This window comes from Guptibacillus sedimenti, assembly GCF_028610665.1.
GTDB classification, from domain to species: Bacteria; Bacillota; Bacilli; order Bacillales; family Guptibacillaceae; genus Guptibacillus; species Guptibacillus sedimenti.
In genome coordinates this window covers 1-15,479 of sequence record NZ_JAQQWV010000016.1, presented here as the reverse complement: position 1 = coordinate 15,479, position 15,479 = coordinate 1, and the positions used below count along the sequence as shown (strand labels likewise).

16 protein-coding genes, 2 tRNA genes, 1 rRNA gene and 1 other RNA gene are annotated in these 15,479 nt (G+C 42.0%); 17 read left to right on the top strand and 3 right to left on the bottom strand.

Annotated features, from left to right (window positions below):
• Positions 1–156: 156 nt before the first annotated feature.
• Complete coding sequence (locus tag PQ578_RS22245; RefSeq protein ID WP_273837325.1) at positions 157–825, bottom strand: deoxynucleoside kinase; 669 nt, start codon at positions 823–825, stop codon at positions 157–159.
• Positions 822–1,463 carry a deoxynucleoside kinase gene (locus PQ578_RS22240; protein WP_273837324.1) on the bottom strand — a complete coding sequence of 214 codons (642 nt, stop codon included), beginning with the start codon at positions 1,461–1,463 and terminating at the stop codon, positions 822–824. The genes PQ578_RS22245 and PQ578_RS22240 overlap by 4 nt, the downstream gene beginning before the upstream one ends.
• A gap of 181 nt (positions 1,464–1,644) precedes the next feature.
• Between PQ578_RS22240 and PQ578_RS22235 the strand changes: the two genes are divergently transcribed.
• The 8 genes from PQ578_RS22235 to PQ578_RS22200 all read left to right on the top strand — a co-directional run bounded on the left by PQ578_RS22235 (position 1,645) and on the right by PQ578_RS22200 (position 9,931).
• The gene (locus PQ578_RS22235) at positions 1,645–2,841 is read left to right on the top strand and encodes a cation:proton antiporter (RefSeq protein WP_273837323.1); all 1,197 of its coding nucleotides are present in this window, start codon (positions 1,645–1,647) and stop codon (positions 2,839–2,841) included.
• Positions 2,842–3,413: 572 nt separating this feature from the next.
• Positions 3,414–4,520: a 4-hydroxyphenylpyruvate dioxygenase gene (hppD, locus tag PQ578_RS22230; protein WP_273837326.1), complete on the top strand. Its 1,107-nt coding sequence runs from the start codon at positions 3,414–3,416 to the stop codon at positions 4,518–4,520.
• A gap of 41 nt (positions 4,521–4,561) precedes the next feature.
• A complete protein-coding gene (locus PQ578_RS22225; protein ID WP_273837322.1) occupies positions 4,562–5,191 on the top strand; it encodes a flavin reductase family protein in 630 nt (209 codons plus the stop codon).
• 5 nt (positions 5,192–5,196) lie between these two features.
• Positions 5,197–6,126, top strand: a complete 930-nt coding sequence (locus PQ578_RS22220) for a fumarylacetoacetate hydrolase family protein (RefSeq protein ID WP_273837321.1) — start codon at positions 5,197–5,199, stop codon at positions 6,124–6,126.
• Positions 6,089–7,246, top strand: a complete 1,158-nt coding sequence (locus PQ578_RS22215) for a homogentisate 1,2-dioxygenase (protein WP_273837320.1) — start codon at positions 6,089–6,091, stop codon at positions 7,244–7,246. The genes PQ578_RS22220 and PQ578_RS22215 overlap by 38 nt, the downstream gene beginning before the upstream one ends.
• Before the next feature lie 106 nt (positions 7,247–7,352).
• Positions 7,353–7,428: transfer RNA gene (locus PQ578_RS22210), tRNA-Arg, on the top strand.
• Positions 7,429–7,596: 168 nt separating this feature from the next.
• Complete coding sequence (locus tag PQ578_RS22205; protein WP_273837319.1) at positions 7,597–8,862, top strand: hypothetical protein; 1,266 nt, start codon at positions 7,597–7,599, stop codon at positions 8,860–8,862.
• Between the two features lie 82 nt (positions 8,863–8,944).
• Positions 8,945–9,931, top strand: a complete 987-nt coding sequence (locus PQ578_RS22200) for a hypothetical protein (protein ID WP_273837318.1) — start codon at positions 8,945–8,947, stop codon at positions 9,929–9,931.
• Positions 9,932–9,966: 35 nt separating this feature from the next.
• Here PQ578_RS22200 and PQ578_RS22195 read toward each other — a convergent pair whose 3' ends face one another.
• The gene (locus tag PQ578_RS22195; RefSeq protein ID WP_273837317.1) at positions 9,967–10,590 is read right to left on the bottom strand and encodes a cysteine hydrolase family protein; all 624 of its coding nucleotides are present in this window, start codon (positions 10,588–10,590) and stop codon (positions 9,967–9,969) included.
• An 88-nt stretch (positions 10,591–10,678) separates the two neighbouring features.
• Here PQ578_RS22195 and tadA point away from each other — a divergent pair, with 88 nt between their 5' ends.
• From tadA to PQ578_RS22150, 9 genes are all read left to right on the top strand, one after another.
• Positions 10,679–11,209: a tRNA adenosine(34) deaminase TadA gene (tadA, locus tag PQ578_RS22190; RefSeq protein ID WP_273837316.1), complete on the top strand. Its 531-nt coding sequence runs from the start codon at positions 10,679–10,681 to the stop codon at positions 11,207–11,209.
• A gap of 33 nt (positions 11,210–11,242) precedes the next feature.
• Positions 11,243–11,335, top strand: a tRNA-Ser gene (locus PQ578_RS22185).
• 99 nt (positions 11,336–11,434) lie between these two features.
• An RNA gene (ffs, locus tag PQ578_RS22180) (signal recognition particle sRNA large type) lies at positions 11,435–11,701 on the top strand.
• Between the two features lie 141 nt (positions 11,702–11,842).
• Positions 11,843–13,534, top strand: a complete 1,692-nt coding sequence (dnaX, locus tag PQ578_RS22175; protein WP_165999053.1) for a DNA polymerase III subunit gamma/tau — start codon at positions 11,843–11,845, stop codon at positions 13,532–13,534.
• A 41-nt stretch (positions 13,535–13,575) separates the two neighbouring features.
• A complete protein-coding gene (locus PQ578_RS22170) occupies positions 13,576–13,896 on the top strand; it encodes a YbaB/EbfC family nucleoid-associated protein (RefSeq protein ID WP_098445890.1) in 321 nt (106 codons plus the stop codon).
• Between the two features lie 11 nt (positions 13,897–13,907).
• Positions 13,908–14,504 (top strand): recombination mediator RecR, encoded by a 597-nt coding sequence (gene recR, locus PQ578_RS22165; RefSeq protein WP_160921685.1) that lies wholly within the window; start codon positions 13,908–13,910, stop codon positions 14,502–14,504.
• Between the two features lie 17 nt (positions 14,505–14,521).
• Positions 14,522–14,737, top strand: coding sequence for a YaaL family protein (locus tag PQ578_RS22160; protein ID WP_098445653.1), 216 nt, complete (start codon positions 14,522–14,524; stop codon positions 14,735–14,737).
• 75 nt (positions 14,738–14,812) lie between these two features.
• Positions 14,813–15,079, top strand: coding sequence for a pro-sigmaK processing inhibitor BofA family protein (locus PQ578_RS22155; protein WP_098445654.1), 267 nt, complete (start codon positions 14,813–14,815; stop codon positions 15,077–15,079).
• 300 nt (positions 15,080–15,379) lie between these two features.
• Positions 15,380–15,479, top strand: a 16S ribosomal RNA gene (locus tag PQ578_RS22150); the annotation flags it as partial.

Here is a 15,479-nt window from a genome sequence, read left to right as displayed (position 1 = left end):
ACCGGCTGAGCTAGGTGAAGGAGAGTTTTTTTCATCTTATATACTTCAAAACACCATTTCAACTAACAGGAAAATCAAAACCATTAAAAAAGCTTGTAGAGGAACCAAGGGTTCCTCTACAAGCTGAAGCTATCCAATTGGATAGCTTTTTTTAGATTATCGATTTAGGGAAGGGATTTGCTGAAACTTCTGTTCAATACGTTTTAAGATCAGTTCAACAGAAGATGGATCATTCACAAGGTCATATTCATTGATATTCAAGCGAAGAATAGGACAGGCGTTGAAGCTGTCAATCCAGTTCGTGTAGCGTTCGTACATTTCTTCCCAATAAGCAGTTGGCGTTTGTTGCTCCATCGGACGGCCTCGCTCTTTAATGCGATCCACGACGTCGTCAAAGGAACCTTCAAGGTAAATCATGAGATCTGGATGTGGGAAGAAAGGCGTCATCACCATGGATTGGAAAAGGTTTGTGTAGGTGTCATAGTCAACAGTCGACATCGTCCCTTTTTCATAGTGCATTTTTGCGAAAATGCCTGTATCTTCATAAATAGAACGGTCTTGAACGAAGCCGCCACCATATTCAAACATTCTCTTCTGTTCTTTGAAGCGTTCTGCAAGGAAATAAATTTGCAGATGAAAGCTCCAACGAGAGAAGTCATTGTAGAATTTCTCTAAATATGGATTGTTATCCACTTTTTCAAGAGAAGTTCGAAATTGCAATGCATTTGCAAGTGAGCTTGTAATCGTTGACTTCCCAACACCTACCGTCCCGGCAATTGTAATGACGGCGTCCTGTGGGATGTTGTATTTTTCTCTGAGGTTCATTTAACAGGGTCTCCTTCTTTCAATGTTTTTTCGAGGGATTGGAAGATGGTGTGCAAATCTTCTGGATTGGAAACAAAATCCATCTCATCACCATTGAAACGGAGCACAGGGATATCTGGGTGCTGTGCTTCAAATTCATGCATAAACCGTTCATAATCCGATGAAAGACGTTCAAGGTAAGCAGGATCGATGCTTTTTTCGATTTGTCTGCCTCTTTGAGAAATTCGATTAAGCAGCGTTTCAAGGCTAGCATTTAAATAAATAATGACGTTTGGTTCAGGCATTCCCTCGGTTAGAATGTCATAGATCTTCATATATTTAGAAAAGTGTTGGTCACTAAGTGTTTGTTGCGCAAAAATCTTATTTTTAAAAATGTGGTAATCAGAAATAACCGGAAGCTTCTTTGATAAATGATGCTTTTCCATTTCTTCTAATTGCTTGTATCGATGGCTGAGAAAAAACATCTCGGTTTGGAAGCTCCACTCTTCAATGTTGTCGTAAAACTTCCCGAGAAACGGGTTCTCTTCTACGATTTCTTGAAAAATTTCAAATTGATAATGAGCAGCAATAGCTCGAGATAGGGAGGTCTTTCCAACTCCGATGGGGCCTTCGACGGCAATAAATGGGGTCTGATTCATTACGTATCCTCCTCCGTCGTTTCCTATAGCAGACCTTACATATCTTTTAATAGACAAAGATTATTGTAGCATACACCAGGATTGGTTGACAGGGTTAAAACCGGCAAGATAAAGGTAAAAATAGCCTCTCTGTTTGATGCTAAAATCGTTTGGGAAAATAGGAAATAAAAGGAGTGAGATGATGAGCTCGAATCAAATCATAATTCTACTTTTTATCGGTTATTTAGTTTACACAATTGATAACAAACAAAAAAACTTCCCTGCCCCTCTCGTTTTATTGCTGATCGGAATCGGTCTTTCTTTTCTTCCATTCTTCAGTTCGGTACATATCACGAAAGACATTATCTTTGAATGGTTTCTTCCGGCCTTACTTTTTATTTCAGCTTATCAATTTCCATTTGCTCATCTTAAAAAGCACGCTGGCATTATCGCTGCTTTAAGTACACTAGGCTTATTATTTAGTGCTCTTCTACTTGGAGGCTTACTTTATGTTTTAAGCGGACCATTCCTTTCCATTTCATTTGTGGGGGCGCTATTAATTGCTTCTATACTAACGCCTACCGATCCGGTGTCTGTGGTCTCCATCTTAAAACAGGCATCAAAAGATCCGAAAATAGCTGATGTAGTTGAAGGGGAATCAATGGTGAACGATGGCACCAGTATTGTGCTTTTCACTGTGGTTGCCGGCATGTACCTTGGTGATGAGAGCTTTTCAATTAGTTCGTTTCTTTATGACTTTGCTCTTGTGTCAATTGGAGGAATTGCAATTGGGGCCATATTTAGTTGGATCGTGTGTCGTGCCATTTCGTTCACTCATCAGCGGCAGTATCAGGTGATGTTAAGTATCGTTCTCGCTTATGGTAGTTTTTATGTGGCAGAAAACCTTGGTGTATCAGGTGTTCTCTCCGTCGTTGCAGCGGGAATTATGCTTTCATATGAACTGGACGGTTATATTAAAGAATCTCATTATCGAGAATACCTCAATAGCTTCTGGGAAGTCGTAGAGCCGAGTATTCTTGCCTTAATTTTTCTGCTAATTGGTATTGAAACGACCAACTATCTAGACTTCAATCATTGGCTTTTTGTTGGGCTCGTTTTTCTCGCTTCGATTATTGTAAGGTTCCTGGTGCTAGCTGGAATTATCAAATCGTTTTCAGCGTGGCGAAGTGAATTTAATTGGAAAGACATCTCCCTTGTTACATGGTCAGGCATTCGTGGAACGATGTCAGTGGCGCTTCTTTTAAGTTTGGAATCGGAATATGGGTCTGGTGATAGTACGATCATCTCGCTCACTTTTGGGGCCGTACTGTTATCCCTTATTTTTCAAAGCGTAACAATCTATCCCATGTCCAGCTATTTTGAGAAAAAGGCGAGATAAGTGCTTGGTGGTAATCCTTTTTAGTCTTGCGACGTCCTATAAAGGGAAACATAGCCTTTCTGAGCTTGATTAGCACTTGATTAGGGAGAATTCCGCGATATTTCCGTTTTTTCCGCGAAAAGCTCATTTAATTCCGCGATATTCAGGATATATCCGCGAAAATGACATTAATTCCGCTAACGAGCGGAAGGGCTCTGTTTCTAACCGCTCGTCTCCGCTTTGCGTTGATCCAGCTGCAGTGGGCAAACACTCGGTCACTTCACCTTTTCATCCGAACACAAAGACCGTGTTCAAATGAAAAGGCTCCAGTGCCTGCCGTGTCTAAACGCCCACTTCCGCTTTTCGTGTCTAGCTGCGCGGGCCAAATCCTCCGGCTGTTTCGCCCATTCGAATGAGACAAAAAGCGTCTCAATCTCTTGGGCTCCAACATCCTGCGGATTTAAACGGGCCCACTTCCGCTTTTCGTTTAATGCGTTATGGCTTTAGCAGGTGTTCTTGAAAGGAAATGGAAAAAGCTATACGTTTAAGCTGAGTGACAAACTATTCTTGGAGGGATGATTGTGCAGGAGCAAATGTTGAATCAAAATCAACAGGAAACGGCTGATTTTTTCCCGGTACGTGACGTCGATTATTTGGAGATTTATGTTGGAAATGCGAAACAGGCGAGTCATTATTTTTGTAAGGCATTTGGATTTAAGCCCGTTGCTTATTCAGGACTTGAGACAGGAGATCGTGAAAAGGTTTCTTACGTATTGCAACAGAATAATATCCGCCTCGTTTTATCAGGTGCACTGTCGAATGATCATCCAATTGCAGAGTTTGTTAAATTGCACGGGGATGGCGTGAAAGATATTGCTCTTACTGTAGAAAATGTTGATAACGCTTACAAAGAAGCTGCTGAGCGAGGCGCGATTGAGCTAAGCCCACCTAAAGAATACAAAGATGAGAACGGTGTTGTAAAAATGGCCGTTATCGGCACGTATGGTGATACGATTCATACGTTAGTTGAACGTAAAAACTACTCTGGGCTTTTTCTGCCAGGATACAAAAAGTTTGAAGGGACAATTCCGGCGAAGGAAACAGGCTTGCTCGGCATTGACCACTGCGTTGGAAACGTAGAATCAATGGAAGAGTGGGTTTCTTATTATGAGAATGTGATGGGCTTTAAGCAAATGATACATTTCGATGATGAAGACATTAGCACGGAGTATTCTGCATTAATGTCGAAAGTGATGCACAACGGGGGACGCATTAAATTCCCGATTAATGAGCCTGCAAACGGGAAGCGGAAGTCGCAAATTCAAGAATACCTCGATTATTACAATGGCCCTGGCGTTCAGCATATTGCCGTCTTAACGAATGATATTGTTGATACCGTTGGAAAACTTCGTGATGGTGGTGTTGAGTTTCTTGAAACGCCAGATGATTATTATGATGTGCTCACTGAGCGAGTAGGTGAGATTGATGAGGAGATTAGTAAACTTCGTGAGTTGAAGATCCTGGTGGATCGTGATGATGAAGGGTATTTATTGCAAATTTTCACAAAGCCTGTTGTCGATCGACCAACATTATTTATTGAAATTATTCAGCGCAAAGGTGCAAAAGGGTTTGGGGAAGGTAACTTCAAAGCATTATTTCAGGCGATTGAGCGAGAGCAGGAACGTAGAGGCAACTTATAGAAGTTAGCTTCAATCAACTATAAGAAGGAGTTGCCTCACTCATGAAAGTTCAACCCGATACATTAGCCTGGAAAGAGGCTTATAAATTATTAATTGGATCTGTCCTTCCTCGTCCAATTGCTTTTGTCTCCTCGATAAATAAAGTGGGCGAAGTAAATCTGGCGCCTTTTAGCTTTTTTACGGGCATTTGCGCTGATCCTATGATGGTTTGTTTTGCGCCAATGCGAAAAGCGGGTGAAGGCGATAAAAAGGATACACTCTTAAACATAGAGGAGTCCAGGGAATTTGTGATTAATATCGTTGGTGAAAAAATTGCCGAGCAAATGAACGAGTGCGCAACACCGTTTCCAAAAGGAACAGATGAGTTTCTTGAATCTGGGCTTACAAAAGCTAACAGTGAGCTGGTTGGCCCTCCTAGAGTGGAAGAGAGTGACGTGCAGCTCGAATGTGTTCTTGATCAGATCGTGGAGTTCGGTGATCATGAAGGATCAGGTAGCCTCGTTATTGGCAAAGTAGTGATGGTGCACGTACGTGATGCATTATATCGGGATGGGAAGATAGATACAGCGATGCTCCAGCCGGTAGGACGACTCGCTGGTCAAGAGTATACAAGAGCGGTAGCGGATACCTTTACATTAATTCGCAAAACATCTCCTGATGGAAAGAGCTGAGACGATTGAAGTTCGTTACTTTCGAAGTAGATGGGAAATCACAGGCCGGTATTTACAAAGATTCACGTATTATCGGATTGCATGACGCTTCTAACGGAATTATTCCAGCAGATCTCGTGAGGATTATTATTGATTATCCTCAGTACCAACCGCTCATTGAGCAATGCCGCAATGGAGATTACGCGCTAGAGGATATCACGCTATATGCGCCTCTTCCTCGTCCAACGAGCATCAGAGATTTTTATGCCTTTGAAGAGCATGTGGTCACTGCAAGGAGGAAAAGAGGACTTGATGTTGTGCCTGAGTGGTACGAGATTCCAGTTTTCTATTTTTCAAATCATCTTGCTGTGAAAGGTCCAGAAGATGTTATCCTACGTCCCAAAGCATGTGAAAAGTTAGACTATGAACTAGAAATTGCCTGCGTCATTGGGAAAGAAGGGCGCAATATTAAAGCAAGTCAGGCGAAAGACTACATTTTCGGTTTTATGATCATGAATGACTGGAGCGCACGTGACCTGCAAGCACAAGAAATGAAAGTAGGCTTAGGGCCAGCAAAAGGAAAAGATTTTGCTACTTCTTTCGGTCCGTTTCTTGTTACGGCTGATGAGTTCTCTCTTGAACAAGGAAAGCTTGATTTGCATATGGAAGCGTTCGTAAATGGCGAGCGTTATTCCTCGGGAAATGCGAAAGAGATGTATTATTCCTTTGGTGAGCTCATCGAACAGGCTTCGCGTAATGTGACCTTATATCCTGGTGAAGTAATCGGTTCAGGTACGGTTGGCAGCGGGTGTATTCTTGAACAATCGGGACGTGAATTCCTTATGCCTGGTGACAGAGTTGATTTGTCTATTGCTCATCTAGGCACACTTTCAAATGTCGTTGGAGAGGAGGATGAAAATGGTTTACTATCGGACGATGGGGGAGATACCGTCTAAACGTCACACAACTTTTAAAAGAGAAGACGGATCCTTATACCGGGAACAAGTGATGGGGACGAAGGGGTTTTCAGGAATCCAATCGATTTTGTACCATCACCATTTTCCAACAGCAGTAACGGAAGCAACTTTTATAAAAAAGACAACACCTGAGTATGAGGCAGAATCTGCGCTACGTCATCGTCATTTCCGAACGGCACAATACGACAAAAAGGGCGATGCAGTTGTCGAGCGGTGTTATTTCCTGGGTAATGAGGATGTGATCCTCGGTGTGGTAAACCCAACAGAGCCGATGGACTATTTTTATCGAAATGGTGACGGAGATGAGCTTTTCTTTATCCACCATGGTTCAGGTAGAATTGAGTCGATGTTTGGGGAGCTCTCTTATAAACCGGGAGATTATATCGTCATACCGATTGGAACGATATACCGGGTCATCCCAGAAGGAAATGACAACCGTTGGCTCGTTATAGAAGCAAATAGCGCGATTACGGCACCGAGAAGATACCGAAATGAATACGGTCAGCTGATGGAACACAGTCCTTTCTGCGAACGTGACATTGATGGTCCTGAACGCCTTCTATCACATGATAAAAAAGGTTCGTATGAAGTCGTGACGAAAACACGTGGTGGATTGCATCGTCATATGTTCGATCATCATCCGCTTGATGTTGTTGGCTGGGATGGCTATCTCTATCCATGGAAGTTCAATATTAATGATTTTGAGCCGATTACAGGGAGAGTGCATCAGCCTCCGCCAGTCCATCAAACCTTTGAAGGGCATAATTTTGTTGTTTGCTCCTTTGTACCAAGGCTCTATGACTATCATCCAGATGCTATTCCAGCACCATATTTTCATAGCAATGTTGATAGTGATGAAGTGCTTTACTATGTAGAAGGCAACTTCATGAGTCGAAAAGGCATCGAGGAAGCTTCGATTACGCTTCACCCTTCAGGCATTCCACACGGTCCACATCCGGGGAAAATTGAGGCAAGCATCGGCAAAAAAGAAACGCTCGAGCTTGCAGTCATGATCGACACGTTCCGACCGCTTAAAGTCATCGAACAGGTGCAGCAGTATGAAGATAAAAATTATATGAAGAGCTGGGTTACAGAATAACTAATTGGGGAAATGTACGGACATCGCGCGGTCTATCGATCGCGCGATAATTATTTTGCACGATGCTTTTGCTTTATAAGATTTTGTTGTATAATGTTAGTCATTCGGCCCCGTAGCTCAGGGGATAGAGCAACGGTTTCCTAAACCGCAGGTCGGAGGTTCGATTCCTCTCGGGGCCACCATTTAAATCCTTATGAGATAAGGGTTTTTTATTTTGCCTTTCTTACCCTCAATTTTCTTCATTCCTCTTTTTCTACTCACTTTAACGATATGCACAACTACATAAAAGGAAACATTGCCCTGTATAGCGAAAGAGTAACGAACGATTCAGTGGAAATGAGTGAATTAGTATGGGGAAGCGTAAATGGCTTGCGCTCATTGTTCTTTTAGGAGCGGCATTTATTACGTTTACAGTCATTGGAAAGGACAAGAGTGTATCCGATGACGTTTTAACTGTGGAAAAGGTTGAGGACATCGTTCCTTATTTTATAAAGACAACTCCCGGGCTTGAACTCGCGATTCAGTCTGGAGACTATCAATCATTAAAAGATATGCCACTGCGAGATGATTTTAAAATAAACTTGGATGGTGTCTGGTATTCTCGACATAACGTCTATGTTTTCTATCATGTTGATGTGTCGAATAGTGAATTTGTCTTAACAAGAAATAGAGAAGATCTTCCGAAAATCGATCAGCTTGTGATGGACGATCCTTCTGGTGAAGCATCTGGATTGGAACTCGTTGAAACAGAAGAAGGTGTTCTATTTGAAGGTGACTATTATATGAAGGGAACGTTTCAATCTGTCGCTCATTCCGAGACGAACGAACCACTTCGAAATTGGAACGGAGCACTTACAACGATCGTAAGTGGAAATCGTTCAGCTAAGGTTAACGTCCCTATCTCTTATGAATATAAAAAGGAAACAAAGAATACGAAACAGATTAATGAAACAAAGAGATTTAACGATACTACAGTAACGGTTTCTCGATGGGAGGAGACGGCTTCTGATCGTCGGCTCATATTAGAGATCGATTCTCCTTTTTCGACAATCCCTCATATTGAATTGAAGGTATCCGACAAGGAGAAAGAGATAGCCCCGTTATTAGTGGAGAAGCTAAGCGGCGGGCAATACTCAGCTTCTTTTCCAGCTGGAACGAAGCTACCTGAAGCTATTCACCTCGATGGGCTGATTGCCAACTTTTCAAAGGAAGTAAGCTTTGACGTTGACCCGAATCAGTACGAAATCTATAAGCAGATTAAAGAATCAACGTACTCACATCAGTTAGCTGAGCCGATCACATCGATTTATGGATCTGAGATCGTTAAAGATACACTCTTTTACAACGAGGATGGTGTCACTTTTAACTTACTGGTGAATTCAGTTATTTCTGAAGCGCCATACGTAAATATGAAGTATAAAAAGCAGGTCAAAATCGAAGCGATGAATGAAAAGGGAGAAATTCGCAATCTAAACTTACTTGATAGGGAACAAGATCGAATTGTATTCATGATTGATCGTGGTTTCTATGAAAGGTCTGAAAGCATTCAAGTTAATATCACAAACCTACCTGTGTATGTGAAAACAGACTGGACGATTAATGCTTATTTTAAGTAGGAAACATTGTTAAAAAATGCAAGCTAAAGCGACCTAAAGGTGATATGATAGAAGTAGTTTGGAGAGTTGGGAGGATTTTAAGTTGGACGATTGGAAAGGGACATTGGCTGAATTATTTCGTGCCGTTGGGATCAATCTTAAATCAGAGCTTTCTCCCGTGATTGATGGTTTACAATCCGTATTCGCAGATAATCCGTGGGGACAGCTTTTCTTATTATTACTTATCCTTCTCATCGCTGCTCAGGGTATGAGTGCGATTGCTCGGCAATATGACCGTGCTTTTAGGCAAACGATTGAGCGGAAGATGGAAACTAATTCACATCTACATAATTTTTTTAAAGGGTTCTTGCATCATAAACGTTCGGAAGGGTGGATGCATGATGCGGCCTGGCAGCAAAAAGAGCTGCAGCGTTTTGACTTATATGAGCTCGAATGGTTAAAAGCAGAGCTTGCGACAGCAGAAAATGACTTTCGTGATTATCGTCCTCAAACTTTTTTAGCAGGCATTCTTTTTTCGATAGCCGTTCTTTTTCTCATTTGGTACTATGACTGGACGATTTTTGAAAAAGACCTTCTAACCATTTTGCTACCTGTTCTTATTGTCACATGGTGTATGGGGCTTGTTTTCTATAAAGTGGGGATTAAGAAACGCTTCTATCAATCTCTAAATACAAGTGTCCAATTGGCGATGTCGACGAAAAAGGTTCAGGATGTGATGATGTATATTGATTCTGATCTAAAGCGATATAAAACAGAGCGTGTGACGACTGACGGAGGGTATTACGAAGTTGTTCGTTGTATGACTTGTCTTTACCATTCAAAGTATCTTGAAGAAGTGCGCTTCCAGATCAATGACACGACCCTTACCTTTACAGCGAAAGAGCGTGTGATTGAAGTAACTGTGAATAGTGGGTACGGTCATTCCTTCTTAATTGATCGTCTTGAGTTTAGAGATGGCTACTGTCAAAGCCTTCGTAAAGGCAGCAAACTTTTCGATGATAAATTAATGGTCACTTATTTAAATGCTGCCTTTGAGCAAAGGCCTGCTTACTTTCAAACAAGCTCTTAATGATTGGCCTCTCTTCTACGGAAGAGGGGCTTTTCTTAACCTTCATAAGCTGTTATTGTGTTGCGTTGGTTCGCCTTTTCAATCAGCTTGTCAAGGTTTAATTCACTAGAAGCCTGAGTGTTGGCTTTTAAGTTTCCTTCCATTAAACGAAGGGCATAATCATTGTCTTCTTTGACGTTAGACGCACAGCAATCGGATGGAATATAAAGATCATATTCTCTCATGTATGCATCGTTTGCAGTAAACAGCACACAAATGTTTCCTGCAAAACCAGTTAGAATGAGAGTGTTAACGTTCAAATACTTCAGTAGTGTTGAAAGTGGTGTTGAAAAAAAGCCAGAGTGCTTTGGCTTAACGACTGTGTAATCATCATCTTCTGGCTCAAGACGATCAACTAGGTGTTGTCCTTTTGCCTCGGCGGCATAGTTAATCACCTTTTTGAAATCAGATTGCCATAAGCCGTAATTATCATTAACATAGATCACAGGCATTCCTTTTGATTTTGCCTGTTCTTTTAACGATTTAATATTGTCAGCTGCTTCCTCTGTGTATCTTGCTAGAAGTTCAGCATCTTCAAAATCCATCGTATTGATTACATCGATTAATAAAAGTGCAGCGGAAGTGTCTTGGTGGCTATGTTCGATATGTTCTTTGCTCAACGGAACTCCTCTCCTTTAAATAAATTGGAATAATATGTAGTTTACCCAAACTGTTCTTAGATAAAACGACTGTAAAGGAGTGAATGGAATGGAGGATCACCTTGAAAAAGATGAATATTTTATGCGACTAGCAATAGCCGAAGCTGACAAGGCTTCTGCTATTGGAGAAGTGCCAATTGGCGCAGTGATTGTAAAAGATGATGAAGTGATTGCGTCAGCGTATAACCTTAGGGAAACAGAACAACGATCTGTAGCGCATGCTGAGCTGCTTGCTATTGATGAGGCTTGTCGTAAAGTAGGGTCCTGGCGATTAACTGGCTGCACGCTCTATGTTACGCTTGAGCCATGTGCGATGTGTAGTGGCGCCATTGTTTTATCGAGAGTGGAGCGAGTAGTGTATGGTGCTTCCGATCCGAAAGGCGGTTGTGCTGGTACGCTAATGAATCTTCTTGATGATAGCCGATTTAATCATCAAGCTGCTGTCACGGCTGGTGTATGTGAAGGGGAATGCGGAACGATGTTATCGACATTTTTTCGCCATTTACGATTAAAACAAAAAGAAGAAAAGCGGCGTAAGAAGGAACTATTATCATTCATTGAAAATCCTGAAGAGACATGATATAGTTTTTCTGTCAGCGAGACAACGATTGATGGAGGCGTACCCAAGTCTGGCTGAAGGGGGCTGACTCGAAATCAGTTAGGACGTTCACACGTCGCGGGGGTTCAAATCCTCTCGCCTCCGCCATTTACATTTAATGGAGTATTTGGCCTGTTGCTAAAATGGTCGAAATGCGATATACTTTATCTTGCACCATTCGAGTGCACAACATTATTATCAAATTTGCCGTGCTAGGTGGGGAATTAGCGGTGCCCTGTACTCGCAATCCGCTATAGCGAGACTGAATCCCTTCCCGAGGTTTAGCCACTGCAGGGTCTGACCTGAATAAGTGGTGTTGACATTCGGGTCCTGCGCAACAGAGTCCTATGAATCCTGTCAGGTCCGGAAGGAAGCAGCAGTAAGTAGGTACCCTCTGTGTGCCGCGGGAGTGCCCGGATCGAGCTAACTGTTCAGGTAACGCCTGTGGTGGCTTTATCGAAGGAAGGTGCACGGTTTACTTAATTTAAATGCTCAAACTCACTCTTTTAAAAGGGTGAGTTTTTTAGTATCGTTTTGGTAGGATTGTCTTTTGAATTAAAGGCGATGAAACGGTATAATAGAAACGTATGAAGAGGTTAGGAGGAGAGTAGGCGAATGAGTTATCAAGCGCTATACCGCGTTTGGCGACCGCAAACGTTTGAAGATGTGGTTGGTCAAAAGCATGTTACAAGAACAATTCAGAACGCACTCATGCAGCAAAAAATCTCTCACGCCTATTTGTTTACAGGACCTCGAGGAACGGGAAAAACGAGTGCTGCCAAAATTATTGCGAAGGCGATTAACTGTGAGAAGGCACCAGTAGCTGAACCGTGCAATGAATGTTCAGCGTGTCTTGGCATCACTGATGGATCAATTTCTGATGTCATAGAAATTGATGCGGCTTCTAATACTGGGGTCGACGACATTCGTGATATTCGCGATAAAGTGAAGTATGCACCAAGTTCTGTTTCTTATAAGGTGTATATCATAGATGAAGTTCACATGCTTTCAACAGGAGCATTTAATGCTCTTCTTAAAACATTAGAAGAACCTCCAAAGCATGTGGTGTTTATCCTTGCAACGACGGAGCCTCATAAAATCCCATTAACGATCATCTCAAGGTGTCAGCGTTTTGATATGAGAAGGATAACAGCGCAGGACATTGTGGGACGGTTACAAACCATTATTCACGCGCAGGATATTGAGGTAGAAGAAGATGCTCTTTATCAAGTCGCTCGAGCAGCAGATGGCGGAATGCGAGATGCTTTAAGTATTCTTGATCAGGCGATCTCATATAGTGAGGCGGAAGTTGTATTAGATGATGTGCTTGCTGTAACAGGAAGCGTGTCTCAAAAAATGATTTCAAAAATCGCATTGGCTTTCCATCATAAAGATGTGGCGGAAGCATTGAATGCAGTGGAAGAATTAATGGATCACGGGAAAGATGCTGCACGTTTCCTTGAAGATCTGATCTATTACTATCGTGATTTATTACTTTATCAAACGGCCCCTCAGCTTGAAGAGGTTGTTGAACGAGTGAAAATTGATGAAACGTTTCAGCAGTTAGGTGACCAATCAGCGAAAGATTGGATCTACAAGGTGATCGAGACGTTGAATCGTAGTCAGCAAGAGATGAAGTGGACAAACCATCCGCGGATTTTCCTTGAATTAGCTCTCGTACAAATTTGTCAGGATGAAACCAGCAGTCAGAGTCAACCTGCTCAAGATCAGAGCGAATTGCTTGAACGTATTCAGAAGCTTGAGGGTGAACTGAAGACACTGAAAGAGCAAGGTGTTACGGTTAAACAAGAAGAGACAAGTGAACCGAAACAGAAGAAACAATTTAAACCTTCCAGACAGAAATCTGGTGTATCTCATGGTAGAATAAAAGAGATGCTGAAGAAAGCGACCAAGCAGGATTTAATGAAAGTAAAAAGTGTTTGGGGCGAAGTGATGGAAAACGTCCGTCAGGAAAAAGTCTCTGCTCACGCCTGGTTAAAGGATAGCGAGCCAGTTGCAGCTACCGATAACTCCTTCTTGCTATCTTTCCAGTACGATATGCACTGCCAGATGGCAACGAAAGACAACATTCGCGGTACGCTTGAACAAGTACTTTCACGGACGATCGGCAAACAGCTTGAAATGGTTGCTATAGTCGAAACAGAGTGGAAGGAAATCCGCGCTGAGTTCTTGAAGACAAGAGATGAACCAGAACCCGACGAAAATGGTGGGGAGCCAGCAGAAGATCCATTAATTGCTGAAGCAAGACGCCTTGTTGGCGATGATTTATTAGATATTCAAACTTAAAATGAACGATAACTAAGGAGGAATTTTTTATGAAACGTGGTATGGGTGGCGGAGGAAACATGAATAACATGATGAAGCAAATGCAGAAGATGCAGAAGGATATGGCAAAGGCACAAGAAGAACTGAAAGACAAAGTCGTTGAAGGTTCAGCTGGCGGCGGCATGGTTCTTGTTAAAGCGAATGGCCATAAGGAAATTCTGGAAGTTATTGTAAAAGAAGAAGTTGTTGATCCAGATGACATTGATATGCTACAGGACCTTGTTCTTGCTGCAACAAATGATGCGCTACGTAATGTTGACGAGCTGGTAAACAAAGACATGGGTAAATTTACGCAAGGGCTTAATATGCCAGGAATGTTTTAGGGGGAACGCAGGTGCATTATCCTGAACCAATCTCAAAACTGATCGACAGTTTTATGAAGTTGCCGGGAATCGGACCAAAAACGGCGGTCCGCCTGGCTTTTTTCGTTCTTGAAATGAATGATGATGACGTGCTTGATTTCGGAAAGGCGTTAGTCAATGCGAAGCGTCAGCTAACGTATTGCTCTGTTTGTAATCACATTACTGATACGGATCCGTGTCGGATCTGTTCAGACACTCATCGAGATGAAACCGTTATTTGCGTCGTTCAAGATGCGAAAGATGTCATCGCTATTGAGAAAATGAAAGACTATACGGGCCTTTATCACGTGCTTCATGGCGCTATTTCTCCTGTAGAAGGAATTGGTCCGGAGGATATTAAAGTGCCAGAGCTTTTGAAACGTCTACAGGATGATAAGGTGACGGAAATCATTCTTGCCACAGATCCTACAATTGAAGGGGAAGCAACAGCAATGTATATTGCTCGTCTTGTGAAACCAACAGGGATTCGGATTACTCGTATTGCTCACGGCCTTCCTGTAGGTGGCGATCTTGAATATGCTGATGAGGTCACCCTTTCTAAAGCAATGGAAGGTCGTCGTGAATTGTAGCGTCAGGAGGGAACATGATGTTTTTCAAACGTAGAGGCTATTTACGCAAGGAAGCTGATGAGCGTTTGATTCAGACGCTATATGAATTAAAAGAAGTATGGAACAAACAGAAAGAAATTGTAGAGCGTAGCGTAGAACCCTCTGGAGCGGTTCTTGCTAAGCTGAAAGTTGATGAAGCGAAATACTTCTTTCTATTAAAAGAAGCGAAACGAAGAAAGATAAGAATGGGATAGTTCAAACTTCCCGTTCTTTTTTATTTGGACAGACATATGATTTAGTAATTCTGAGAAAAAGAGCGGAGGCCCATTATGGATCCAAAACTCATTATTGGCTTATTTGTCCTAAGTATTGTTTTGCTTCTTTTCGTAGGGGCACCACTGAAACCGTTGCGTTGGATCGGACAGGGGTTAATCAAGCTTGCCATCGGAGCTTTACTACTGTTCTTTCTAAATACGTTCGGTAGTCCTTTTGATTTGCATGTTCCTATTAATCCAGGAACTGCTGTCGTTACCGGATTCTTAGGTATTCCTGGCCTTGTAGCACTTGCTGCCATACAGCTTATTATCATAGGGTGAAACAAAAGGATCCTATAATAAAAGGGTCCTTTTTGTTTTTCTGAAATAATTTTTAAAAAAGGGGTTGCATATCAAAGATAACCCTGATATAGTTATACAGGTCGCCGCAACAACGCGGTTGACATGAAAAACAATTTCAAAAAAGTTGTTGACGCCAACTAAGTTAATATGGTATATTAATAAAGTCGCTGAAAACGACATTGAAAGAAATGAATTGCTCTTTGAAAACTGAACGAAACGCCATGTAAGTAGTTGTTTCTACGGAAACAAAACATTGTTTTAAAAGCTAGATTAAGCTTTCTATCGGAGAGTTTGATCCTGGCTCAGGACGAACGCTGGCGGCGTGCCTAATACATGCAAGTCGAGCGAAGAGATGGGAGCTTGCTCCCTGATCTTAGCG